This is a genomic window from Flavitalea flava (genome assembly GCF_054461575.1).
In genome coordinates this window covers 82,851-108,531 of sequence record NZ_JBTLQH010000017.1, presented here as the reverse complement: position 1 = coordinate 108,531, position 25,681 = coordinate 82,851, and the positions used below count along the sequence as shown (strand labels likewise).

Genomic DNA, 25,681 nt, shown 5'->3' with positions numbered 1-25,681 from the left:
AAAAAATAAAAAAGCTTTTCCCCAAAAAACAGACAAGGGTTTTTCTGTATAAGTCCCTGCATCTATAAAAACGACAATACCAATTTTTAAACCAGCTCTTGACTCTCTTTTAAGACATTCACACATTTTATAAAAACAGGCAACTTTTTTCTAAATGCAGGCGGCATATGCCAATGCCTTGCTCCATCAGGATAATACGGCAACCCATTGAGGATATTCTTTCACACTCGCCACGATTTGTGGATTAAATTCTACAACTAATTATCCCTTTGGCATGGTTATAGTGAAATGTTTGCATCGAATCAACATTGTGAAGTACCTGATTATTTTATTTTTTTAGCAGTAGCACTATGAAGCGGATAACCAAAAATGTAAACCTGCCGGATAGTATATGTAATCATTCTTTTTTTGTTTGCCCTATTGAATTTCCCTTAATAATCCCTTTACATTAAGAATAGCTAACCTCATCCACAGCCCGTGGGACGAAACACCTGAGTATCGTCGTACATGTGGCTGATAGGGTTTCTATTGACTTACACCAAGGTATTTCGTGCCATTAAACCATCCTGTTTTTAAAACTTTTGATACCTGATATTTTTTGTCCCGAAAATGCAGGTATTATTTAATCCGCAAAATAAATATCAATGAAGAACCTTTACGTAGTGTTGTGTGCTTTCCTAAGCCTCACTGCCCATTCCCAAACTGCTGGTCTTACCGTCAAAAAAGTGATTTTATGTGAGTACCGCACTTTTTATATTGCCAGCGACGGAAAAATCTATTCCTTTAATGCCGGTTCGCCGAAGGTGGTGCAGATCCCGATCAACGGAAGGACGGCTATCGATGGGGCCGGCGGCTTCAATAAATTCAGGGTATTGGACGATCAGGGTTATATCTGGAACTCAGCGCAGGATTTAACAACCAATACGAACAGATTCGATACCGATGCATCCGGTGCCCCCTTTGACAAGAATATATCGGTGGATGCTTATGCGAATACCTCGGCTACCATTCGTACAGATGGCAGCGTCTGGTATTTTGGCGATGATACCTTTCACTTTTTTCATACCACCGGTAAAGTGGATATGAAGCCCACCCAGCTTTCGCCTAAGGGTATGGTGTTTAAAAAAATAAAGTTCGGCGGAAACCGGCTGGTTGGTCTAACTTCTGCCGGCCAGGTATATGAATGGACCTTTGGTAAGGGTACTACACCCGTTCAGAAAACCATTCCGGCTCCTGCCATCGATATTTTTGCTTCTCATGTGGATTACGCCGGCTGTATCATTCCCGCCACTGCAGGAGGTACGACGGGTTACCCCTACGTATGGGGTTACTATTTCGGAGCATGGGGCGGTAATACGGGTTATTCCCAGCCGACTTCGGTAAAAACGCTTTGGGGTGTACAATCTCCGATAAAGACGATCGATGTCAACTGGAATACCACCCATTATATTGACGATCAGAATAGGATGTGGGGTTTGGGCTTCAATGTTCAGGGAGAAGTTGGCATCGGAAGCGAATTGGTGAGCCAATATAATTACAGCAGTTTTCCCTCTTATTCCTGGTCCTTCACGGATGGGGAAGGCTTCTCCGGCGTTCCGGCCAAACAAATAAGCGCAGGGACCCAGTGGAGCCAGCTTTTTAGTAATAACTGGTTCTCCTTCTATAAATATGCATTGGATGTTAATGGTAATCTTTATTCCTGGGGCCGGAACAAGGCCCTGGATCTGGGGAATGGTTTCTTAAATATGCAGGAGCAGTATTCCCCCAATGCCATGGATGTATTGGTACCCACCAAGGTTACCCCGCTCACGACCGCTTTTCAACGCTACAATTTCACCGCCCCTTCCATCAGTGCAGGAGGGGCCCAAACGATAACAGGATCGATAGGCACCCTGACCGGTTTGGCCAAGGCACCCCAACTGACCAAAACCACCTCTATAGCAGCTAATTTAATCGACCTCGTTGGTTTTAATATTGTCTCCTACAAGTGGACCAAGGTCAGTGGCCCGGCAAGCGGGACGATCACCCTACCGAATTCAGCTATCACCACAGTTACCGGTCTGGCCACCGGAACTTATGTATTTAACCTGTTGACTACAGATAATAATAAGGGTACCCAAAGTGCCAATGTAACTATAAAAGTGAACGGTGGATCTTCAGGGACAACTCCGCCCGTATCAGTTGCAGGTACTGCGCAGACGATTACGCTGCCAACGAGCAGTGTTACGCTTGCCGGTAGCGGAACGGATGCGGATGGAACGATCGCCTCCTATGCATGGACCAAGACTGCGGGGCCAACTTCCTTTGCCATCAGTAATGCGGCGATCAAAAATCCCGTCATCAGCAGCCTGGTTGCCGGGACCTATACTTTCCGGCTGACAGTGACCGACAACTCCGGTCTTACGGCTAATTCAGATATTAATATTACCGTAAATGCAGCGGCAAACAAGGCCCCCGTAGCGACTGCGGGTGCCGCCCAGACGATCACTCTCCCTGCCAGCAGTGTTACCCTGGCTGGTAGCGGCACAGATGCCGACGGGACCATCGCTGCTTATGCATGGACCAAAACTGCCGGACCGACTTCGTTCACCATTAGCAATACGGCCATAAAAAATCCGGTCATCAGCAATTTGGTAGCCGGAACCTATACCTTCCGCCTGACGGTGACCGACAATGGCGGTCTTACTGCCTATAGCGACGTAGCTATTACGGTTAATAGTGCTCCGGCGGGAAACAAACCTCCGGTTGCCAGTGCGGGTACTGCCCAGTCGATCACCCTTCCAACGAACAGTGTTACCCTGGCGGGTAGCGGCACGGATGCCGATGGGACGATCGCGGCTTATTTATGGACCAAACCCGGAGGTCCGGCCACTTTCACGATCAGTAGCACGACCATAAAGAACCCGGTTCTTACCAACCTGGTTGCAGGAACCTATACCTTCCGCCTGACCGTGACCGATAATGGCGGTCTGACCGCTTCCTCGGATGTGGTCATTACGGTAAATCCAGCCAAAACTGCCAACCAACAACCCATGGCTTATGGCAGTGTTGCTCCTTCGATTACTCTTCCCGTGAATTCGATAATTCTTACCGGAAAAGGAACGGATGCCGATGGAACCGTTGTCGGGTATGCCTGGACAAAATACAGCGGCCCTTCAGCGGGAACGATCACCAACCCGAATAGTCAAAATCCTTCTATCACCGGCATGGTAGCGGGAACCTATATATTTAAATATGTGGTGACCGATAACGATGGCGCTACAGCCCAGGCCTTTATTACGATCACCGTCAATCCGGCTGTAGCTACCGCGCCTGTTGCGAATGCAGGCCCTGACCAGATAATAACCCTGCCGACGAACAGAGTAACACTTAACGGAAGCGGCACTTCCGCCAGCGGGACGATCACCTCTTATTTATGGACCAAACCCGGCGGTCCAAGCACTTTCACAATCAGCAGCACAACGATCAAAAATCCCATTCTTACCAATCTGGGCGTAGGAACCTATGTTTTCCGTCTGACGGTCACCGATAATACCGGGCTTACCAATTCTTCCGATGTGAATATAGTTGTGGGTCCTGTTACCTCTTCCAATCCTCCCCCTGGTACGAAGGCCATTCCCGGTAAGATTGAAGCGGAGAACTGGAATGCCATGTCCGGCGTGGATACGCAATCCACCAACGATGTAGGAGGCGGCGCGGTCGTGGGCTGGATCGAAAATGGAGACTGGATGGATTATAATGTTAATGTGGCCGCTGCCGGTACCTATACCGTTAGTTTGCGGTTATCGGTTCCATATACCGGCACCTCGCTTCAATTAAGGCTGGCCAACGGAGCGGTCCTGGCTTCATTGAACCTGCCGGCTTATGGCAGCAGTTTCAAGGACTGGCAAACGGTTAACACCACCGTCGTTCTTCCAGCCGGCCTTCAAACCATCCGGTTGATTTCTACCAGCAACTCCGGCTGGAATATCAACTGGTTGAGTTTTGCCAGCGGTACGACCAGTTCGAAAGACGCACAGGCAACAGCCAGCGGTCAGGGCGCTTCAATCCTAACCCCGCAAACCGATGCTTCGTCTGCTGCCAGTTTCACGATTTATCCAAACCCGGTGCACGATAACCTGAACATGGATTTTAATAATGTCTATTCGGGTAAGATGCTGGTGCAGATCGTCAACCAGGCTGGTAATATTGTAAATACGTTTAATATAGTGAAAGATCAGAACTATCTTCATACGAGTCTCCCGGTCGGGAATCTTTCCGCAGGTATGTATTTTATCCGGGTCCAGATCGGGAATTGGACGGAAGTGAGAAAAATGCTGAAATTATAAAACAAGTAAATAACCAACTGGTAAAAAGCCGTCTCCTAAAAATAGGCAGACGGCTTTTTTTCTGCTAATCCTGGCGATACCAGGCTAAATCTAACTGGGAACTAATGACCAATTCTTAGCTTAATGCTATCTGTAAGAAGTTTGGTAAAGATCCGGGCCCCGGAATCATTTAAATGACCAAAATCGTTAAACAATAGTCTGTTATTATTAAAAACAGTGCAATTTGAAAAATCGAGCAACGGGGTACTCCTGTTATTGCAGATTTCTCGAACAATGTTATTAACATACATTTCAGGATAGTCGGGCTTTAACAAATCGGGAGATACTACTACAAAAAGCCTGATATTATTTCTGTTTATATTATCGATAAACCGGCTAAACAAATTAATTAACGAACTGTCACAGTCAGGCGGGAGCAATTTCATTTTACTCTTCTCTTTTTCAGCATTTAGTTTCGATTCTAATTGGAGGGAATCTACCACCTCATATAACGGCGCATAACCACTATAATCATACTGCGGTTTTAGCTTATATTTTATAACATGAACAATAGTGGAATTATAGGGAAATGTTTTTGATAAAAATTTTAAACGCTGTACGAACTTGTCTTTCCTGCTAAAATCCTTGAAAATTATATCACCCACACTATTATAATATGGAAAAAGATCCGACATCCTTTCCTGCTGATTAGGTTTATTAGAAAACCAGTCTGCATCGACATTCAGAATGATCATTTTTGGCTTTGACCGCCTTGTCCGGATTTCATAAATAGCCTCATTAAATAATAACTTTTGCCCCATTGTTCCATAATTAAAAGCCGATTCATGAAGAGAATCCCGAATAATTTCCGGAACGTAATGCTTCATTGCATGTGAACTTCCCAAAACAATTATAGCCGAAGTGTCGGCATTTACTATATAAGTTAACCTTGCATATTTCCCGCTTTTTTGCGAATAAAAAATAAACCTGGAGAACAGGCCAAAAATAAAATCACAAAAAATAAGGGCGATTAAAAAAATAACCACCTGAAAAATGCCTTTTTTATTCATAAGACTAAAATTGAAAGTAAATAAACTGTCCCCCGTCAAATACGCCTAAATATATAATCACTAAAATTAAAGAAATGTAAAACAGCGTCTTCATGGAAGGGGTTACCGGTTTATTATCAGGCAATAACATTTTTGTAATTCTTGAACGGTTCTCCAGGATCAATAATATGGCAATGGCAATTACCGCATATATTGGTGCAGTTACATCCTGATTGGTAGGGACAAATAATTTTCCAGGATGAGTGAAAATGGATTTAATAATAAAGAATGAATCCTGAACGGTATTCGACCTGAAAAATATCCATCCAAAACATACGACCGCAAAAACCAGGATTTGAGGATATTTAGGTTTTTTACCGTTTGATACGAATGACTCAAGTATGAGATAAAGTCCATGGAATGCGCCCCATATTATAAATGTCCAATTTGCGCCATGCCAAAGACCGCTAATTAAAAAGGTAATGAATAAATTCCTATAGGTGTTGAATTTTGAACCACGGCTACCTCCGAGAGGGACATACAAGTAATCTCTGAACCACGTTGACAACGAAATATGCCATCTTCTCCAAAATTCGGAAAGGCTATTTGATGCATAAGGTGTCCGGAAGTTCGTCATCAATTGAATTCCCATTGCTTTAGAAGCCCCGATTGCAATTAAAGAATATCCTGCAAAATCGCAATAAATCTGAAATGCAAAGAAAAATGTAGCTACTATAAAGGTAATTCCTGAATGAGCATGAACATTATTATAGACTGCATTTACATATAAAGAGCATCGGTCCGCAACTACAAGCTTCATAAAGAAACCCATACACATCAATTTCAAGCCCTGGGCTAAGACATTTAAATCGAAATTTACTTTAGTCTTAAACTGATACAACAAATTCTGAGGCCTTTCTATCGGGCCGGCCACCAATTGAGGATAATACATTACATATAAAGAATATACCCCAAAATGTTTTTCGGCCTTTTGGTGACCCCGGTAAACTTCAATGACATAACTCAGGCTCTGAAAAGTATGAAAGGACAACCCGATAGGCAATATGATCTTCAGGATTTCTATCCTGTAGTTCCAATGCAATACTTTTGCTATCTCATTATAGTTTACAACAATAAAATTATAATATTTGAAAATGCACAAAACCAAACAAGTGCTTATTATACTAATCGTCAACAGGGCTTTTTTATGCAATGGATTTTGAGCTTTTTCTATATATATTCCAGCCAAATAATCAATAACGATGGTGATAATTAGTATGAGAATGTAAATGGGTATAAAAGCCATGTAAAAAAGACAGCTGGCAGACAGAAGCAGTATCCAGCGAAACCTGAAAGGCAATATATAATATAGTATTGTGACAGTAAGAAAGAAAAGAATAAAACTAAATGAATTGAATAGCATAGAGAATTGATGTTGTAATAAGGGCCATAAAAAATACTAGGTCAGTCGCTGATAATAAATGAATTGAGCAATAATACTACAAAAAATACAATAAATAAAGGGATTGCGTACGCCCCAGGCGGTTGGCCCGACCTTGGTTCCGGGAACACTTGAAATATTGATAATATGCGCGAACCCTTGTTTTTATGGCCCATGTCTTTGTTGGGTTTGATCTTGTCTTCCATAAATTTATAGGTTATAAAATGGTAAAATCCGCGCGCATAATGCGGCAATGGCCGTATTTAAAAAATTGACCGCATTATTCCCGATCCGGTATTTTCTTTCTAGGGTAGCTTCCAGGACCGAATCGAAAATATTTCCGGCCGTTCCGCATAAGGTATCTCCCAGGCTGACCACACGGAAAAGGGATGTTACCGGCTCCACGTCCACCATTAAAACTGACAAAATAGCCAAACGCCCCCTGGTAAGGGTGGAACAGGTCCTCCAGGGTTCAACTTCCGGTGTCGTCCAGTCCAATAGTGGCCCAGCCCGGGAAAGGCCTTAGCGTTCGCATCAGGGGCGCCAGCTCCATCACAGGCAGCAAAGAACCCCTTGCGGCAAAAAAAACGGTTGCAACCCATGCAGATCGGGCAATATGGTCAATTGCAGGAATGGATGCAGGCCCTGGACGACCCAAAAGATGATCACCGGTATGTCTCGCATTTATTCGGGCTTTATCCGGATGGTAAACTGACCAGGTTGGTTATACGGTCCTTGTTGGGCGGGACTTGCCGGATACGGGTTCCTGGGAACCCGGTCACGAATATACGCTGGTCCCTGATGTTGCGGCAATATCAGCTAAAGACGGCAGAGGAATTGCAGCATTTTACGGGGAGTCCGGTGGATAAGGTCCCCGCCATCGTAAAGGGCGGATACCCAATACTCATCCTTTGTGCGGATGCCGACGAAGCAGTTCCTCCTGAAGAAAATACAGTTTTGTTCGAACAAAAGGTGAAATCCCTGAACGGGAAAATCACCGTTATGCATAAACCCGGTTTCAGACATCATCCCCATAGCCTCCCGGATCCGGCTCCGATCGTCGGTTTTATCCTGAAGGAGGCCGGAACCGGTTAGCGCCGGCCTTGGGTCAAGGGGTAAGCTGATACAAATGCTTCTCTATACAAAAAAAGTGCGTATTTTTATTTTTTACTGCGATATGAGAAGATCTGTTTGTTTCACCATATTGTTCTTTCTTCTAAAAAATGTAGGCTATTCACAATCATACGGATTACAATTTTCCAGCCATGAGGCCGTACAGGAAAAGAGGACTTCGCTGAACCTGAGTACATCCGAATCCATATGCTTTAAAAATGATGCGGAAATATCCTTCGATCTGAGTTTTGCTCCCCTGATGGAGACCTATTTCGGCTATATATTCCGATTGATTACCACGGACAACCAGAACATCGACCTGATCTATAACCAAAGGTTCCAGAACTTTAATTTTATTATCGGCGAAACCGTTTCGGGAACTTTTACGATCGATTCGCTGAAATTATATAAGGAATGGAACAGGATTACCCTAGTTTTCAAGATAAAGGAACACGATATCCTGTTTTATGCGGGTAACCGGTTCATTGGAAAGGGGAAAGTAAAATATAAAGACGATCTCTGTTTTAAATTATCCTTTGGCACGAGCAGTTTCGATGAATTTCAAACGGCCGATTTGCCTCCTATGAGCATCCGTGATATACGAATGCTGGAGAACGGCAAGACCAAATATTATTGGCCTTTATCGGAGACTTCCGGAGAGACCGGTATGGACAGCAGCCACGGTAAATCGGCCAAAGTGACCAACCCGGTATGGATAAGGCCCCGCTACCAGAATTGGGAACTAACCAGGTCATTCAGAGTAAATGGCTCTCCCAGCGTGGCCTTTGATCCCAGGGATGAAAAGATTTTCCTGGTCACAACGGATTCTGTTTTTCATTTTCCGGCGAGCAAAGGGCAATTATCCGGTGAGAAACTGGCGGAAAAAGGGGGTGACCTGCTTGCCGGAAATCAATCGGTCTATAGTCCGCTCACCAATAAGCTCTTTAATGTCTATATCGACCAGCGAAAAGTGCGTACCTATCATCCGGAAACCCGCAAATGGGACCTCAATTTTGTTACCGGGCCGCTAACGGAATTCTGGCATGCCAATAAATTCTTTTCCTACGGGGATAGTTCCTTGTATACGATTGGGGGATATGGTCAATTACGGTATAAGAATATTGTCCAGCGCTATCGTTTTCCGGAAAAAAGATGGGATACGGTAAAAACCGAAGGCGATATTTTGTCACCCCGTTATCTCGCTGCATTGGGTGCTACCCATAACGGAGATACGGCCTATATCATCGGAGGGTACGGAAGTAATACGGGAGACCAGATGGTAAATCCCAAATATAACTACGATCTGCTGGAATACCGGGTTAAAGAAAGGACCTTCAGGACCCTTTACCATTTTAAAGAACCGGACTCGCCTTTTTGTTTTGCCAACAGCCTGATCCTGGATACGGAAGCCAGGGAATATTATGCGCTGATCTTTGCGAATGATAAATTTAATTCGAAGCTTCAATTGATCAGGGGTTCGCTTGGCTCACCGGGATACACCTTACTCGGGGATCCGATTCCTTATAATTTTTATGATGTACGGTCCTTTGCCGATCTGTATTATAGCCCCGTTACGAAAAAACTGGTAGCGGTGACCTTATATACCTCGAAAGATACCGTTACGGACGTGAAGATCTATACGATCGCATTTCCCCCGAACCAGTTGCTGTCTGCTGTTCCGGTAGCAGAAAAGAGTTTTCCCTGGCGTTCTCTGATCCTGGTCCTGTTGGTAACAGCAGCAGGAATATATCTTTTCTTCCGGTTTAAAAAGAAGGCTCCGCAACAAGGGAACCTGCAGGAAAGAAACCCGCAGCAAACAAATCATCAAACGGAAGTATCCGGACAAGGAATTCTACGTCAGGGAACAGAGACAGGGGGCGGCGCGGCGCTTCCTATATCTGAAACCGGCCTGCGGTCTCCGGCAATCCATTCGCTACCGGCCAATCCTGTACCGCAGGAAGGGGAAACTCCGAAGTCAACGATCTTTTTATTCGGGTCCTTTGAATTATACGATAAGGAGGGACATGATCTGACCAAATTATTCACTCCCTTATTAAAAGAACTTTATCTATTGATTGGTATTTATTCCCTGCGATCGGGAAAGGGAATATCTTCTGAGAAACTCTATTCCACCTTATGGAGAGACAAATCCAATAAAGACGCACAGAACAACCGGTCTGTCAATATGGTCAAGCTCAAGGCCATCCTCGATAAACTGGGACCATGCGGCATCGTGAAGGAGGGGGATAAATGGATCTTTCAATACGATCCGGACCAGATCAGGATCGACCTGGCGGAATTTCTGCCTCTGCTCCCGCCGGCACAGCTTCTTGATAAGGACAACATCCGCAAATTACTGAAGATCATAAACCGGGGAGCGTTCCTGACGGACACGGATTATCCCTGGCTGGAAGATATCAAATCCGAAATTTCGGGCAAGGCGCTGGATCTGTTATCCGGTGCTACCCTGCAATTTTCTACAGATGCCGAACTCCTTTTGGAAATATCCAATGGTTTATTTCTTTTTGACTCGATCAACGAAGACGCCTTACGCATAAAATGTAAAAGCCTCAGTTTGCTCGGCCGTCATTCTTTGGCAAAAGCCACTTTCGAAAAGTTTGCCAAAGAATATCAACAGATGTACGGCGAAGATTTTCAGCAAACCTTCCATGAGGTTATCAGTTAAATCCATTCAATCTTCTCCTGTTTTTTTCAATTAGTTCCTTATTAGTGCATTTGTTAATGGTTCATTCCGTAATTACAGGTAATAACGATTGTCAGATGCCCGATAGCCATAATAATCATTGTTTGCCAAATTTTATTAATGTCTGCCTCAAAGCCAAAACCCGCTGAAGATCCCCCTCCGATCCGCCATCCTTCTAAAAAAAGGGCCCTGTTTTTTAAAGGGCTCTTATTTAGAGGCATTTCACTCCTGATACCTATCCTGGTTTTAGGGCTGTTGGAATTATCCTTACGATTTTTTCATTATGGACAAGACCTGGGGCTTTTCATCGAGTCGCCGGCCGATAAAAACTTCCTGGTTTTAAACCCTGCCGCGTCAAAAAAATATTTTTCGGATCAGGAAATTGCCCCTACCGGCAATCTTGAATTATTCAGGAAAAAAAAGGAAGAAAATACCCTGAGGATCTTCGTTTTGGGGGAATCCACTACGATCGGGTATCCTTATTTTCATAACGGATCCTTTCACCGCTGGCTCCAATACCGCCTGATGCATACCTTTCCTGACCGGCAGTTCGAGATTATCAATCTTTCCCTTACTGCCGTCAACTCCTATACCGTTCTTGGTTTCGCCAGGGAAGTGACCGGTTACCAGCCGGATGCTATTCTCATCTATACCGGACATAATGAATATTATGGGGCGTTGGGTGTTGGCTCCACTCAGAATATAGGGGGAAGTACTGCCGTCATAACCTTTATAATGGCGCTAAGGCAACTTCGGCTCACCCAATTAATTACCCACACTTATGAAGCGATCCTCCGGACTTTCGGGAGTTCCCGGTCAAAATCGGGAATGCGGCGGATGGAACTGATGGTCGGTGATCAGCAGATTTCTTATGGATCGAAGCTTTTCGACAGAGGCATTGAACAGTTCAGATCGAATATGGAGGAGACTCTGCAAATATTAACCTCCCGGCATATTCCTGTTTTTATCAGTAATCTGGTATCCAATGAAAAGGACCTGCCCCCTTTTATAAGCATTCAGGCGGACAGCCTTGGTTCACCCCGGTTCGCGCAAAACTATGCATCGGGACGAAAGGCCTTTGAAAAAGAGGATTGGGCAGGAGCCTATGGCTTTTTCCTGGCAGCTAACCAGGCTTATCCTGCCCATGCGCTTTGTAATTTTTATTTAGGCCGTCTGGCTTTCAGACTGGGCGATTCCACCGGAGCAAAGACCTGGTTTTCCCGGGCCCGGGATCTGGATGCCTTGCGGTTCAGGGCGCCGGATTCTCTTAATACCATCATCTCAACACTGTGTCATAAATACGCAGGTGCGGAGTTGGTGGATACCAGAACTGCCTTCGAGGCCCGGTCCCCAGGTCATATTACCGGGGATGAGCTGATCCTGGAACATGTCCATCCCAACCTGGCCGGGTATGCCCTGCTGTCGGATGTGTTTTATGAAGCGATGAAACAGCGGGGGCTTTTTCGGATCGGGAAGGAAAAAGAAATGAGTTATCAGGAATTGCTGCAAACTATGCCCATTACTGAAGTAGATTCTTTGACCGGCGCTTACAAAATAGCCAGTCTTAAAAAGGGCTGGCCCTTTAAAAACGAAAAAAACACCGACGAAAAGATCCCCGGGAGGAACCCGGAAGCACCTGTGCCGGCAGCAGACTTCCTGCCCGGAGTAAGACAGGAAGAAAAACTGGCCAATAAATTGGCTTTTTCCAAATTGCCCTGGCTGGATGCGATGAACGAGCTGTACGCTTATTATATCCAGGAGCGGGATTTGGTAAAAGCAAAAAAAGTATTGGAAGGATTGGTGCTCGAATACCCTCTGGAAGAATCGTATTATGAAAAAACGGCGAATATCTGCGGGGAACTCAGGGATAATGAGCAGGCGGCATTTTATTTCAAAAAAGCATTTTCTTTATCCCCTTCTTTCGACATGGCCAGGTATCTGTTTGTGATTTACTTAAAGATGGACAGACCGGACGAGGCGATCCCATACCTGGACTATGCCATCCGGAACAATGTTTCAGGTCTTAACCTGGCTCCGGTCAAACAATTTGCCCAGGAGATCGGGCAATCGAAAAAAAACCTGGAAAAAGATACCGCCAACCTGGCTATTCTGAACCAGATCGCGGTAAAATATATTATGATGGGCAATAAAGAAGCCGGGTTGAAATATGCGGGAAAGATTCTGGAGATGGAACCTGGAAATAAAGAAGCTCTTTCGCTTGTCATCAGGCTAAAAAGTTTACAGTGACCCTGAAATTGATTTTTTTTATAAAATAACATTGGTTAGTCCTGTAATTAGTTCCTAATTAGGCCTTTCGTTAAGGCTAACCTCATTAATTGCATCTTATTAGTTAATCAAATAATTGCTTGTGTATGAAAAGACTTCTGTTACTGCTATTATTGGGCTTTTCCATCCTGGAAGGTTTTGCCCAGCGACAACTCCTCAAAGGAAAAATCACGGATGAAAATAACAAACCACTGGCCGGAGCAACGGTGGCTGTTAAGGGCACGACCCTTACTACCACCACGGACCCGTCAGGAAATTTTGAGATTTCTGCCGGTGATCTCGTAAGACCCGTCCTTGTAATTACCTATGTAGGTTACCAGACCGAGGAAACCCCGGTAAAAGGCCGTGCTGATCTGACGATCCATCTCCTGCAAGACTCCAAAGCTCTGGCCGATGTTGTGGTGGTAGGGTATGGTACCCAACGCAAAAGGGATGTTACCGGTTCCACGTCCACCATTAAAGCTGACGAAATAGCCAAACGCCCCCTGGTAAGGGTGGAACAGGCCCTCCAGGGTACTACTTCCGGTGTCGTCGTCCAGTCCAATAGCGGCCAGCCGGGGAAAGGCCTTAGCGTTCGCATCAGGGGCGCCAGCTCCATAACAGGCAGCAATGAACCCCTATATGTTATTGATGGATTCATCGGGGGCAGCATCGATGCCCTGTCTATGGAAGATATTGAATCCCTGGAGATCCTGAAGGATGCCTCCGCCACCGCCATCTACGGTTCAAGAGGTTCCAATGGCGTGGTTCTTATTACTACCAAATCAGGTAAGGCAGGAAAGGCCAAGGTCGATTTGAATCCCTGGTTCAGTAAGGCGGAAATGCCTAAAAAACTTAATCTGATGAACCCTTATGAATTCGGATTAGGGGTCAATCTTCAGACCGAACAGGCCCATCGGGGGCAAACCCCTCCTTTCTCCGATGCCGATTTGACTACGCTTAAAACCACCCGGGGCACCGACTGGCAGGATGCCGTCGCCCAAAAGCCCTGGATCCAGAATTACCAGCTCAGTGTATCCGGCGGTTCCTCCGATGTAAGATATCTGTTCTCTTTCAACCACCTGGACCAGCCGGGTCTGCTCATCAACAGCTGGTATAAAAGGACTGCGCTCAGGGCCAATGTGGATGCGAAGCTGAACGACCGCCTTAGTGTAAAGTTCAATCTCTCCGTCCTGTTACCCAATAGCCGGAACAACGATTTCGCAGGAGACATTACCGATCCTTTTGCACAGGCCTATCAGTGGAATCCGATCTCCCCGATCAGGGATGCCTCGGGCCATTTTATTCTTCAATCGAACCTGGGATCGAATGCAACCAACCCCGTTGCGCAGCTGACCAATGGATTGAATGACAACAGCGGCACTACCATCATCGGGACAGGGGTATTGAACTACCGGATCTTAAAAGGATTGACCTTTACGACGAACAGTTCATACCAGTCTACGAATTCCCTTCAGCAGGAATTGTATGGCCCTCAGACAGCCCAGGGGATAGTGGGGTCGGATTTTGCCGCTGTCACTACCAACAAATTCTACAACTGGCAGAATAGTAATTTTCTTACCTATACCAACCGTTTTGGAGGGCATGCGATCACGGTATTAGCCCTCTATGAGCAACAGGTAGATGCAAATACACGCATAAGGGCCCAATCGACCAACTTGTCAAACTATGGCAACGGATACTACAATCTGGGGGTCGGCGCAGCGCAGAAAACCACATCCGACTATTACAAAGATGTGCTCGAGTCCTATATGGGAAGGGTGAACTATTCTTTCCGGGACAAATACCTGCTCACTGCCAGTGTACGTACTGACGGCTCCTCCCACCTTACCAACAAATGGTCGACCTTTCCTTCCCTGGCGGCAGGCTGGCTGATCAACAAGGAAAAATTTCTGGAAAATGTCAGCTGGATATCAAGCCTGAAACTACGCGCCGGATACGGTGTCGCGGGCAACCAGGCAGTGCCGGCTTATGCTACTATCCGGAAGGTGGACGGCCAGTCGTCAACACCCTATGGCAACGCAGGATATTTCTTTGACGGAACGACCCTTTCCGTAGCTACCCCTCTTGGACAACCTACGACCACTACCCTGAAATGGGAAAGAGATGCCACCACTGATGCCGGCATCGACGCCTCTTTTTTCAATGGCCGCATTAATTTTTCGATAGATGCTTATTATAAAAAAATAACCGATCTATTATATGCCCAGCCCAACCCGGGATGGAACAATGGCGGCACCTATCAGAACAACATAGGCAGCATGGAGAATAAAGGGATTGAATTCGCTCTCGGAGGCTCGCCCGTTTCCGAAGGCAAGTTCAAATGGAGCACCAATCTAACGCTTTCCTTCAACCGGAACAAGCTGCTGACGCTTGGTGGTATCGACAGTGTAGTGGAAGGCAATGTAGGTTCGGCCCAAAATGGTACTGTAATTCTCGTTAAAGGCCAGCCATTGGGTAATTTTTACGGCTATAAATTCCTGGGTACCTGGAAGAGCGCCGAAGCTTCCGAAGCTGCCGGTTATGCCGGGCAATATAACCCGGGCGATTCCAGATATTTTGATCGCAATGGCGACCATGCTTACTCCAGCTCCGACTATATGATCATCGGCAATGGTACCCCGAAATATTCTTTCGGCTGGATCAATGATTTCAGCTACGGGAACTGGAACCTCAGCTTCATGATCCAGGGTACCCATGGTAACCAGATTTTCTCCGGTACCATCCCTTATGCATTCGGCGGCGAAGGCGATGCGAGAAACCCGACAATCAGGGATTTTCTCAACTCCTGGAGTTCCAAACATGAGACGGATATTCCGACCATGAGTCAAAGTAACCTCCATGCCATCAACAGCAGCCGTTTTGTATATGACGCGAGTTATGCCAAACTAAAGAACCTGTCCGTCAGCTATCGTCTGCCTCAGGCTTTACTGAACCGGGCCAGGATCCGCAGCCTGGAAATCTATGTTAGCGGACAAAACCTGGTTACGGTGACACATTATCCCGGTTACGATCCCGAAGTGAGCAATGCCAACTACGGCGCGCACCCGGCGATGGCCCAAGGCCTGGAAACAGGCGTAGTGCCCAATCCCCGTACCTACACCTTTGGAATGAGAGCGAGTTTTTAACCGCTAAAAAAAGTTCAATACAATATCAACTGAGTAGTATAAATTTTTATAAAAATGAGCACAAAATATTTGATTCCACTTGCAATCCTGGGCTCGCTGATCTTCACCGGGTGCCAGAAGCTGACCGAAGACCCCAAGGCGACAATTACGGCGGGGACCTATTATAACACAGCTGCCGATCTTCAGGCAGGCCTGTCCGGGGTATATGAACAATATGCTTATGACGGAACCTTCGGCTTTACCAACAGAATGACCACCTATTTCGGTTCCGATGACCTGACTACAGATCCGGGTTTGAACAAAGGGCCACTTCGTGAGTTCGACAGGCTAAGCGGCACCTCTCAAAATACAGCCATGGATGTGTATAATGCCTGGAAAGGTATTTATCAGGTCAACAACCTGCTGTTCGTTTACCAGAAAGCGGATGCACCCGACTCAATAAAGAAAGTTGTGGCAGGCCAATGTTATTTCTTAAGGGCCATGGGCTATTATTACCTGGTAAGAACCTACGGGCCCCTGCCGCTGGTAACCACGCCCGTTAACCCGAATTCCCATCCGCCGCGTGCGGAAGTCGCCAAAATCTATGACACCATCGTCTCTGATCTTAAAATGGCAAAAAGACTGTTGCCCAATCAGTGGCCGGCAAAAGAGATTGGCCGGGCTACCGCCTGGGCTGCAAAATCCATGCTGGCCGATGTATACCTGACTATGACAGGCTGGCCGCTGAACCAGACCGCCAACTATGCACTGGCGGCTGCCGAAGCCGGGGATGTCATCCAGAACGGCCCTTTCAACCTCAGCACACCTTATGACCAGGTATTTACGAAGAACAATACCCCTGAGACGGTTTTCGCACTTCAGTTCAGCGTGGCCAACAATCTTCCCCAACGCGGTTACGGCAACTCCTGCGTACCCCTGGAGGAAACCGCCCTCAATGGCAACAGCGGTTGGGATGATTTTTACCCCGAGATCAATTTCTATAAGAATGCGCCGGTATGCAGCCGTACAGACGCTACTTTCTACACCACTATTAAGTTATTGAACAGCGATAAGACAACCTACACCCTGGTCAATTGGGACGATTCCAGGACAAGGGCCCGCCACCCTTATTATAAAAAATTCAGGGCCGGTCTGAACAGCGACGGCGTTAGCGAGACAGCTAACACCATCAATTACATGAATCCCAGCACGAACAAAGCCCTGGACATCATTCGTTATCCCCTGGTATTGCTGGACTTTGCCGAAGCATCCACCATGGCAGCCGGTAACCCATCTTCGGAGGCCTATACCGCCATCAACCAGGTGCGTCAAAGAGCGGGTGAAGGACCGCTGACCCCGGGCCTGTCAGGTACAGCCTTCCGTGACGCCGTTGTCTATGAACGTGGCTATGAGTTTGCCGGTGAGTTCGGCATACGCTGGTTCGATATCGTTCGACTGCAATTGCTGCCGCAGGTCATTGCAGCCAGAGATGCGGGCGAAAACCCGATTCCCACGAGCATAACCAGCGATCCTGCTGTTCTTCAGCAAAAATACCTGGCGCCGATACCATTTAGAGACATGAACCTGGAACCCGGATGGATTCAAAATGCCGGCTACTAATTGCGCGCCGCTCCCTGGTACTAGGTTTGCCCTGCTTTTTTGTGATAACCGAGCATAGCGAAGGTTAGGAACGAGTCCTGAACAGTGTTCAGGACGTAGTTCGGTCGGATGTCAAACCTAGTACTCTATGCGTTGCGGAACAGCCGGGAATACACTTAGGTGTTGCGGAACAACCAATTTCGGAACAGCCGTGAATACTTAAGCGTCGTGACTGCTCTTTATAAATGATTGACAAGCCCCCGGTCGTGCGGCTGGGGGCTTTTTTAATTAGTCTGTTAAAACAGGGTACATGAGAAAAAGATGGATGAGAAAAACAAACAGATGGATGAGAAACTGGTTTTTACTTTTTGTTTTTTGTTTCGCGTTTTGCCCAAATCCTTTATCCGCGCAAACAAGGCATAGTTCCCAAACGGCCTATCCGACCTATAAAGGCCTGGTGATGGCAGGTTACCAGGGATGGTTCAGGGCTGCGGGTGATGGATCCGGAGCGACCCATTATGCCTATGGAAATGAGAACAGGAGCGGAATTGACCTCTGGCCGGATGTACAGGAATACCCCAAAACCTATGAAACCCCTTTTAAATTAAAAGACGGTTCAACGGCACGTTTTTTTAGCTCTTATGATAAAAGCACCATCGATCTTCATTTTAAATGGATGCAGGAATATGGAGTCGACGGTGTATTTATGCAGCGTTTTTTTAACGACACCAGGGAAGGCAAAGGCAAGGCAGCGGCAACTGCTATATTAAGCAATGCCCTGGAAGCCGCTTCCAGATATAAGAGGGCCATTGCAGTCATGTATGACCTTTCAGGGTTGAAAGGGAATGGTGAAGACTGTTCTTCTATAATAGCCGATTGGAAATACCTGGTTGATCAGATTAAAGTTACCCGGCAGCCGGGGACAAACACCTATCTGCATGAGAACGGCAAACCTGTCGTTGTTATCTGGGGGATCGGTTTTCCCGACAGACCATATGATATCCGTAATATCGGCCTTGAGCGACTGATTGATTTTTTTAAGAACGATCCTGTTTATGGAGGATGTGCGGTAATGTTAGGCGTCCCAACGTTCTGGCGTGATTTGAATGCGGATTGTATTCACGATCCTTATTTGCATACGATCATCAGACAGGCTGATATCGTTCTGCCCTGGATGGTACAGCGGTTTTCTCCCTTGCTCCATAATGATATGGATAGGTTTCGCGATCAGCTGACAGGAGATATGGAATGGTGCAGGAAAAATAAGCTGGAATATGTTCCTTGTGTTTGTCCTGGTTTTAGCTGGCACAATTTGAGCCGCTATGAATTTCCGGATGATGTCAAACCTGTAGCCTCGATACCCAGGCAGGGAGGTCGTTTTTACTGGCAGCAATTATCCACGGCGATACGGACCGGCGCAACGATGATCTATGTGGCGATGTTCGACGAGGTCAATGAGGGTACGGCCATCTTTAAAAGTTCGGATAATCCTCCTGTTGGTGAGAATGTATCTTTTATAAATATGGATGGCAAACCATCGGACCATTATCTGTGGCTGACCGGAGAAGCGACAAAAATGCTTCGTAACGAAAAGCCGCTAAGCATGACCATGCCTGAACGGAAATAATATAAACAAACGTGTAATGAAAAAAGTAGTTGAGGGAATAAAGGGCTTTGGGTTAAAGGCACTGATAGTATGCATAAGTTTTGCAGAAGGAAGGAATAACGTACGGGCAAACGACAGTATCCCTTCCCCCAGGACTTCCGGCTCCAATCTGGAATACATTGATCCGACGATTGGAAATGTGGGGCAGTTGCTGGAACCCACACGGCCGACGGCCCAGCTTCCGAACCAATTGATCCGCTTTACCCCGCAGCGTAAAGACTACCTGGATGACCAGATCTCCAGTTTTCCGTTGACAATCGTTTCACACCGGCTGGGACAGGTCTTTTCGATCAAGCCATCCATCCAGGAAACTGGCCGGCAGACCGATGCCAGGGCCTGGCAGGTAAAAATGACTTATGATCATGAACTGGAAGTGAACAAACCCTGGTATTATTCGACTTATTTAATTGATGATGAAATTACCGTAGAATTTACCCCGGGCCGTAAGGCGGGCTATTATCGTTTCCGGTTTCCTCAGGGAAAGGATAAAATCATTCTTTTCGATGTATACAACGACGGCCCTTCCGAATGGCGTTTTCTTTCGGGCCGTGAAATAACAGGGATGGAGACCTATAACGGTGATATAAAAGTGTATATGTACGGGAGATTTAGCCAGGAGGGGAAATCGGGTTTTCTTGAAAATGATGAAATAAAAAATGGTAGTAGAGTTACCGGAAAAGGCAGCAAGAGTTTTATCCGTTTTCCTGCTGCTGTTAAAGAGGTAGAATTTAAATACGCCATAAGTTATATCAGTGCGGAGCAGGCCAAAAAGAATTTTGAGGAAGAATTGGACCGGCGGAGTTTTGAACAGATCGCCGCTGCAGGCCAAAAGGCCTGGTCCGGGATCATGTCCCAGATCGAAGTGGAAGGTGGGACTGAGGCTCAGAAAAGATCATTTTATTCAGCCTTGTACCGTTGTTATGAGCGGATGGTGGATATATCGGAAGATTCCCTTTATTATAGCGGGTTCGACAAAAAGATCCATAAGGAAGGGCGCCCCTTTTATGTGGATGACTGGTCCTGGGATACCTACCTGGCCCTGCATCCGTTAAGAATGCTCCTTCATCCGGCCCAGGAGGAAGATATGCTGCAATCGTATGTAAGGATGTATGAGCAGAGTGGATGGCTGCCAACCTTTCCTGTTCTTTTTGGAGATCATGCCTGTATGAATGGTTTTCATTCTTCTATTGTCTTTTTGGATGCCTGGCGGAAAGGTTTGCGGAATTTTGACAAGACAATGGCGTATGAAGGTATGCGTAAGAATGCGGTGAGTGCGACCATGCTTCCCTGGAGGAATGGCCCAAAGACTGTTCTGGATGATTTCTATTATTCGAATGGTTATTTTCCCGGATTGCCCCCGGGAGAAAAGGAAACCGTGGACGCCGTCCATCCATTCGAAAAAAGACAGGCTGTTGCCGTAACGCTGGGAGGCAGTTATGATGACTGGGCCCTGGCCCAAATGGCCCGGGACCTGGGTAAAAAAGAGGATTACACTCTTTTTTCTCCGAGGGGTGAAAACTACAAAAACCTTTGGAATAAAGAGGCCGGGTTATTTCTTCCGAAAGATGACAAAGGTAATTGGCTGCATATAGATCCGAAATTCGATGGAGGGCCCGGCGGCCGGGATTATTATGATGAGAACAATGGCTGGACCTATCAGTGGCAGGTGCAGCAGAATATTTCCGGTCTGATCGGCTTGATGGGTGGAAAAAAACCATTTGAGGACAGACTGGATCAGTTATTCAGGGAAGGACTCGACCGGTCGAAATATGATTTCTGGGAAAAATTTCCGGATGCTACCGGTCTTGTCGGACAACATTCCATGGGCAATGAACCCAGCTTCCATATTCCTTACCTGTACAACTATACCGGCTCACCCTGGAAAACCCAGAAGCGTATCCGGTTTCTGCTGGATGTATGGTTCTCCGACAATATATTCGGAATCCCCGGCGATGAAGACGGCGGGGGAATGTCAGCCTTTGTCGTATTCTCTTCCATGGGTTTTTACCCGTTGACTCCGGGCATTCCGGTCTATACGATCGGAAGCCCTCTCTTTAAAAAGATTACGATCCGGTTGTCTGACGGGAAAAAATTTACCGTGATTGCCAATCATTGCTCTGTAGTGAACAAATATATTCAGTCGGCAAAAATGAATGGCCAACCATTAAATACACCCTGGTTCACTCATCGCCAGTTAACAGAAGGCGGAACCCTTGAATTGACGATGGGTCCAAAACCAAATAAAAACTGGGGAACAGAACCGAACAAAGAAATACATGAATACCAGGACAACGTCGATATTAAATAGAGCGGCCAAATTAAACAGAGCGGCCAAACTCCTTTGGCTGATCTTGGTCATTTTTGGGGTATCGGGCCTGACAGGGCCGGTACATGTAGCCGCGCAATCACAACGATCAAATGACGATAAATCCGTGCGGGATGTCTATAAATTTGACAAGACCATTTCGCGGAGGGTGTTGGAGAACTATCTGTCCCGGGCCATTACTATGCAAAGTTTGCTGACAGGCCAAGGCGATTTTGAGGACAACCTTCGTATGCTGAAAAACACAGGAGCGAAGTACATCGGACGAAGCGTCTGTCAATGGGGTGAGGAAGCTAAGCTGTTGAAGAATCTTGAAAAAGAGAGAGTGCTGGCACTAAAGATTCATCAAATGGATCCGGATATTATGCTGGAAGCCTGCATCTTCGAGATCGTGAGCAGGCAGATAGATCAGGTTCCGGTTCCTGATTGGGCATTTACAGCATTAGGCCTGCCTGTAGAGAAAAGGAATTTTCGTTACGACAGCATGACCTATACCAGCGGGAAGATGATCGATCAATGGGGAAAAGGTTCCTCTGTGCCGGATGTGAGCAGACCAGAAACAAAATTGATGTTCTATTTCCTGGCGGTATCCTATATTGACCTGGGAATAGAAGGGATACATTTTGGTCAGGTTGAATTAATGAACAAAAACGATCCCCATCTCGATCATTATGCGGAACTGCTTACCTGGATAAGGTCTTATGCGGCCATGCATGCACGTAGGCATATTCTGCTTTGTAATTCCCATGTTCCCGGAGGAGGTTTTGTCCGTGATGGGCATCTGCTCATGGATTTTCATGCCTTCCCCCTCAGGATCATGGAAGTTCCCGATACGCCGCAACAGGCGATTTTACAACTTGGATTTTCCGATGGTCTCTACAATAGAAGCAAAGGCGGTATCACTTATAGCGGCTGGACCTGCGAACACCTGCCATACCTGGTAGAGTTCGACAACTATGGTGTCAGCAAACATCCGGGACAGCCGAACCCTGAAGGAACAGGGACAGGCTTTGATTGGATATGGGGATATGATGAGATCAGCTGGTTTGCCCATCAGAACAAAGAATACCGCAGTAATTGGTTACGCTACGCCATCAACTGGGTAAAAGAAACGGACCCAAACGCTTTTCTTGAAATGCCGGGCAGCCGCATGGTGACATCCCCGCTGGATCACAAACGATGGTATTCTGCCAATTCACCGGGCAAGGCAGTACCTGACGGGTTTGGCGATGAAGATACGATCCGGGAGATATGGGCCGGCGACCCGCCTGAATAAATTATTCTTTACCATTAAATAGTTCAATTTAATGAAACCATTTATCCTGTTTTTTATTTTCCCGGGCCTTTTGTGTCTGTCGGTTAAGGGGTACTGCTCAGGTGGGGGACTGTTAGCGGGAACCGCCAAGGTGAGTATCACTCCCAAAACCGATGAACCCCTTCATGATTCTGTTTACGCCCGCAGTTTGGTGCTGGAGACAAATGGTTTGCGAATTGCCTTTATTTCCGTTGATCTGGCAATTTTTACCAATGAAAAGATAGAAAAAGTCTGCAAGGAAAAATATGGCATTTCACAGCTGATACTTTGTTCTTCCCATACACATTCCGAACCACGGGCGGCAGGTAAAATGGCCTTTCAGGGAAATCCGTTTACTGCATTCTATGAAGACCAGATAATTTCAGCTGTAGGTTTGGCGGTTAATAATATGTTTCCCGCAAGAATTACCGGAGGACATAGAACCTTTCCCCAGCTGGGTTTTAACCGTTTAGTGGTCAGGGATGACGGGCATTCCCGCGAATCATGGTTCTCCGATGATCATTATACCTCTGAAAACCCTGAACGGATTCCCTTCGGGCCTGTCGATCCGGAAGTGGGCGTCATCAGGATAGATGATTTGCAGGGCCGGCCGCGGGTCATCCTTATGAATTATGCCATGCATGCGGATATTGTTTGTAACAATTATGCGATATCAGCTGACTATCCAGGAGTTGCCTGCCGGAAAGTGGAGGAAACTTTTGGCGGTAATATTAATTGCCTTTTTGTGCAGGGCGCGGGGGGAAATATTGAGTCCCTGCAAATAAGCTCACGAAGGTCAGGCCCGAATGATCCTTTCCAAACCGATTATGCTCCGATGGAAAGGACAGGAGAGTTGCTTGCCTATGAAGTTATCAAACTGGCAAAAACCTTAACTCCTCCTTCCGGTGACAAGGCGGAAATTAAGGTCATTACAGATTCCCTGCATTTTACGGGACGGTTCAGTAAATCGCTTCATTTTAATGTGTACCTGTCAACGATAATCATCAATAATACCATCGTAATAGCGGCTTGTCCCGGGGAACTGTTTGTTCAGCTTCAGCTTGATTGGAGAAAAAAGATGGAATTAACGGAAGCCAGTTCTTTTTTATTTGGCTATTCATGGAGCGGAGGAAAATGGCCTGGTTATATCGCCGATGTAAGATCGGCTGCATTGGGCGGTTATGGCGCTGATCAGGATGCCGGGTTAATAGAGGTCGGAGCCGGAGAAGCTATAATAACCAAACAATTAGAGAACTATTACCGTTTAACCGGTTTGATGGGCGATAAACCGGGTCCTATTGGATTCAAAGGAGGCGCTCAATGGATTATCGCCCCGTTTCAGCGTAAAACAAATGGCGAAAATTAGTCCTTTAAATGGCGCAAATTAGTCCTTCAATTGTCATGATTACCCCCTGTCTTATTTTATGAATGCGTCTACATTTGTAATGACTGCAGTTTTGCAGTGGTAAACAAAAACAGGTTTATGGAATTAAATAAAGCGGGATTAAATAAAGATGTTCAGGGGGAATTGAAAAAGGAATTAGAAGCTGCTATTAAAAACACGGTTCCGCAACTATTACAAACTGTTTCTTCTTTTAATGAAGAACAGTTCAACCGGATTCCCTTTGAAGGAAGCTGGACGGCAGGACAGGTAGGGGAACATATGGTAAAATTCACGGGCGCGGATATCCTTTACGGACCGGTGGAGACAACGCATCGTCCTATCGATGAAAGGGATTTGGGCATCAAAGAGTTATTCCTGAACTTCGATATCAAGATGAAATCCCCTGATTTTATATTACCTACCGGGACCTATCATAAAAAAGAAGAGATCCTTCATGAATTGGAGAATAAATGGAAAGAAGTGAGCGATGCTGTCCAAACGCTGGATCTTTCTGAAACTTGTACGGCATTCAAAATTCCGGGAATCGGAGCGCTTACCAGACTGGAATGGATCAGGTTCATGATCTATCATACACAAAGACATATACATCAATTGAAAAAGATATACAGCTATATATTATGATCATTGGGCAGGATCATTAATTTGGGAATGCGTACATGATCCGGTTGTTTCATAATGAATTTAACAGTTTCCACTACATCGTCAACGGTTAAGGGTTCATGTATTCCCATTCCTTCTTTCGGGTGGACCTCCCAATCCTTATGTAATTCCGTCATTACCAAACCCGGTTCAATACAGGAAATCTTGATCCTGGTCCCGGTTAGTTCCATCCGTAGCGCCTCAGATAAGGCTTCCATGGCGAATTTAGAGGCGGCGTAGGCACCGGCGGTAGGTCTTACTTTGGTGCCAAGAACGCTGGAGATGTTGATGATATGTCCAAACCCTTGTTTGGTGAAACGTTTAAGTATTTTATACGTTAAACGGAATGTCGACTCGATATTGAGCCGGAGCATGGCCGTCACTTTATCGATATCGATATTTTCAATGGTCCCTGCTTCGATTGTGCCGGCGCAGTTGAACAAGTAGTCGCATTTTTTATATTTATCGTAAATGAAATTTTCAAGACTGTCCTGGAAGGAGGGTGAATTAAGATCCCCCGGTAAAATGTCCACAGGGGAATTCACATCGGAAGGTGTCTGGGAGGATTCATCCTTAAGAGACGATTTTAATTCCCTTAAACGGTCTTCTCTGCGTGCTGTAAGGACAAGGGCATATCCTTCGGCGTTTAACGCTTTTGCAATGGCGTAACCGATCCCGCTGCTTGCGCCTGTTATTAAACATACTTTTTTTTCGTTGTCCATAAATTAAGACGTGAACTTTTGTTTTT

The 25,681-nt window shown here is 46.1% G+C and carries 14 protein-coding genes; 12 read left to right on the top strand and 2 right to left on the bottom strand.

Annotated elements, in window-relative coordinates; translation table 11 throughout:
* Positions 1 to 644: 644 nt before the first annotated feature.
* Positions 645 to 4,328: a PKD domain-containing protein gene (locus tag ACX0G9_RS16285; protein WP_459065995.1), complete on the top strand. Its 3,684-nt coding sequence runs from the start codon at positions 645 to 647 to the stop codon at positions 4,326 to 4,328.
* Positions 4,329 to 5,381: 1,053 nt separating this feature from the next.
* Here ACX0G9_RS16285 and ACX0G9_RS16280 read toward each other — a convergent pair.
* Positions 5,382 to 6,662 carry an MBOAT family O-acyltransferase gene (locus ACX0G9_RS16280; protein WP_459065994.1) on the bottom strand — a complete coding sequence of 427 codons (1,281 nt, stop codon included), beginning with the start codon at positions 6,660 to 6,662 and terminating at the stop codon, positions 5,382 to 5,384.
* A gap of 406 nt (positions 6,663 to 7,068) precedes the next feature.
* On the opposite strand from ACX0G9_RS16280, the gene ACX0G9_RS16275 reads away from it, so the two are divergent.
* The 11 genes from ACX0G9_RS16275 to ACX0G9_RS16225 all read left to right on the top strand — a co-directional run bounded on the left by ACX0G9_RS16275 (position 7,069) and on the right by ACX0G9_RS16225 (position 24,915).
* Positions 7,069 to 7,323: a hypothetical protein gene (locus ACX0G9_RS16275; RefSeq protein ID WP_459065993.1), complete on the top strand. Its 255-nt coding sequence runs from the start codon at positions 7,069 to 7,071 to the stop codon at positions 7,321 to 7,323.
* Positions 7,324 to 7,370: 47 nt separating this feature from the next.
* Positions 7,371 to 7,892 carry a glycosyl hydrolase family 95 catalytic domain-containing protein gene (locus ACX0G9_RS16270; protein ID WP_459065992.1) on the top strand — a complete coding sequence of 174 codons (522 nt, stop codon included), beginning with the start codon at positions 7,371 to 7,373 and terminating at the stop codon, positions 7,890 to 7,892.
* Positions 7,893 to 7,974: 82 nt separating this feature from the next.
* The gene (locus ACX0G9_RS16265; protein WP_459065991.1) at positions 7,975 to 10,596 is read left to right on the top strand and encodes a hypothetical protein; all 2,622 of its coding nucleotides are present in this window, start codon (positions 7,975 to 7,977) and stop codon (positions 10,594 to 10,596) included.
* Positions 10,597 to 10,734: 138 nt separating this feature from the next.
* Entirely contained in the window at positions 10,735 to 12,861 is a 2,127-nt protein-coding gene (locus tag ACX0G9_RS16260; RefSeq protein ID WP_459065990.1) for a hypothetical protein, read from the top strand.
* A gap of 125 nt (positions 12,862 to 12,986) precedes the next feature.
* Positions 12,987 to 16,028, top strand: coding sequence for a SusC/RagA family TonB-linked outer membrane protein (locus ACX0G9_RS16255; RefSeq protein WP_459065989.1), 3,042 nt, complete (start codon positions 12,987 to 12,989; stop codon positions 16,026 to 16,028).
* Between the two features lie 54 nt (positions 16,029 to 16,082).
* A complete protein-coding gene (locus ACX0G9_RS16250) occupies positions 16,083 to 17,627 on the top strand; it encodes a RagB/SusD family nutrient uptake outer membrane protein (RefSeq protein ID WP_459065988.1) in 1,545 nt (514 codons plus the stop codon).
* A 289-nt stretch (positions 17,628 to 17,916) separates the two neighbouring features.
* Positions 17,917 to 19,233 carry a glycoside hydrolase family 71/99-like protein gene (locus ACX0G9_RS16245; RefSeq protein ID WP_459065987.1) on the top strand — a complete coding sequence of 439 codons (1,317 nt, stop codon included), beginning with the start codon at positions 17,917 to 17,919 and terminating at the stop codon, positions 19,231 to 19,233.
* A gap of 16 nt (positions 19,234 to 19,249) precedes the next feature.
* Positions 19,250 to 21,580: a GH92 family glycosyl hydrolase gene (locus ACX0G9_RS16240; protein ID WP_459065986.1), complete on the top strand. Its 2,331-nt coding sequence runs from the start codon at positions 19,250 to 19,252 to the stop codon at positions 21,578 to 21,580.
* Complete coding sequence (locus ACX0G9_RS16235; RefSeq protein WP_459065985.1) at positions 21,549 to 22,871, top strand: hypothetical protein; 1,323 nt, start codon at positions 21,549 to 21,551, stop codon at positions 22,869 to 22,871. The genes ACX0G9_RS16240 and ACX0G9_RS16235 overlap by 32 nt, the downstream gene beginning before the upstream one ends.
* Before the next feature lie 31 nt (positions 22,872 to 22,902).
* Positions 22,903 to 24,255, top strand: a complete 1,353-nt coding sequence (locus tag ACX0G9_RS16230; RefSeq protein ID WP_459065984.1) for a neutral/alkaline non-lysosomal ceramidase N-terminal domain-containing protein — start codon at positions 22,903 to 22,905, stop codon at positions 24,253 to 24,255.
* A 117-nt stretch (positions 24,256 to 24,372) separates the two neighbouring features.
* Positions 24,373 to 24,915, top strand: a complete 543-nt coding sequence (locus ACX0G9_RS16225; RefSeq protein WP_459065983.1) for a DinB family protein — start codon at positions 24,373 to 24,375, stop codon at positions 24,913 to 24,915.
* Here ACX0G9_RS16225 and ACX0G9_RS16220 read toward each other — a convergent pair.
* Positions 24,903 to 25,655, bottom strand: coding sequence for an SDR family oxidoreductase (locus ACX0G9_RS16220; RefSeq protein ID WP_459065982.1), 753 nt, complete (start codon positions 25,653 to 25,655; stop codon positions 24,903 to 24,905). The two genes, ACX0G9_RS16225 and ACX0G9_RS16220, sit on opposite strands and share 13 nt — an antisense overlap.
* Between the last annotated feature and the right edge of the window lie 26 nt (positions 25,656 to 25,681).

Bases quoted from the DNA above. Each gene is read 5' to 3' on its own strand.
- ACX0G9_RS16285 (WP_459065995.1), top strand. From the start codon at position 645: ATGAAGAACCTTTACGTAGTGTTGTGTGCTTTCCTAAGCCTCACTGCC.
- ACX0G9_RS16280 (WP_459065994.1), bottom strand. From the start codon at position 6,662: ATGGCTTTTATACCCATTTACATTCTCATACTAATTATCACCATCGTT.
- ACX0G9_RS16265 (WP_459065991.1), top strand. From the start codon at position 7,975: ATGAGAAGATCTGTTTGTTTCACCATATTGTTCTTTCTTCTAAAAAAT.
- ACX0G9_RS16260 (WP_459065990.1), top strand. From the start codon at position 10,735: ATGTCTGCCTCAAAGCCAAAACCCGCTGAAGATCCCCCTCCGATCCGC.
- ACX0G9_RS16255 (WP_459065989.1), top strand. From the start codon at position 12,987: ATGAAAAGACTTCTGTTACTGCTATTATTGGGCTTTTCCATCCTGGAA.
- ACX0G9_RS16250 (WP_459065988.1), top strand. From the start codon at position 16,083: ATGAGCACAAAATATTTGATTCCACTTGCAATCCTGGGCTCGCTGATC.
- ACX0G9_RS16245 (WP_459065987.1), top strand. From the start codon at position 17,917: ATGAGAAAAAGATGGATGAGAAAAACAAACAGATGGATGAGAAACTGG.
- ACX0G9_RS16240 (WP_459065986.1), top strand. From the start codon at position 19,250: ATGAAAAAAGTAGTTGAGGGAATAAAGGGCTTTGGGTTAAAGGCACTG.
- ACX0G9_RS16235 (WP_459065985.1), top strand. From the start codon at position 21,549: ATGAATACCAGGACAACGTCGATATTAAATAGAGCGGCCAAATTAAAC.
- ACX0G9_RS16230 (WP_459065984.1), top strand. From the start codon at position 22,903: ATGAAACCATTTATCCTGTTTTTTATTTTCCCGGGCCTTTTGTGTCTG.
- ACX0G9_RS16225 (WP_459065983.1), top strand. From the start codon at position 24,373: ATGGAATTAAATAAAGCGGGATTAAATAAAGATGTTCAGGGGGAATTG.
- ACX0G9_RS16220 (WP_459065982.1), bottom strand. From the start codon at position 25,655: ATGGACAACGAAAAAAAAGTATGTTTAATAACAGGCGCAAGCAGCGGG.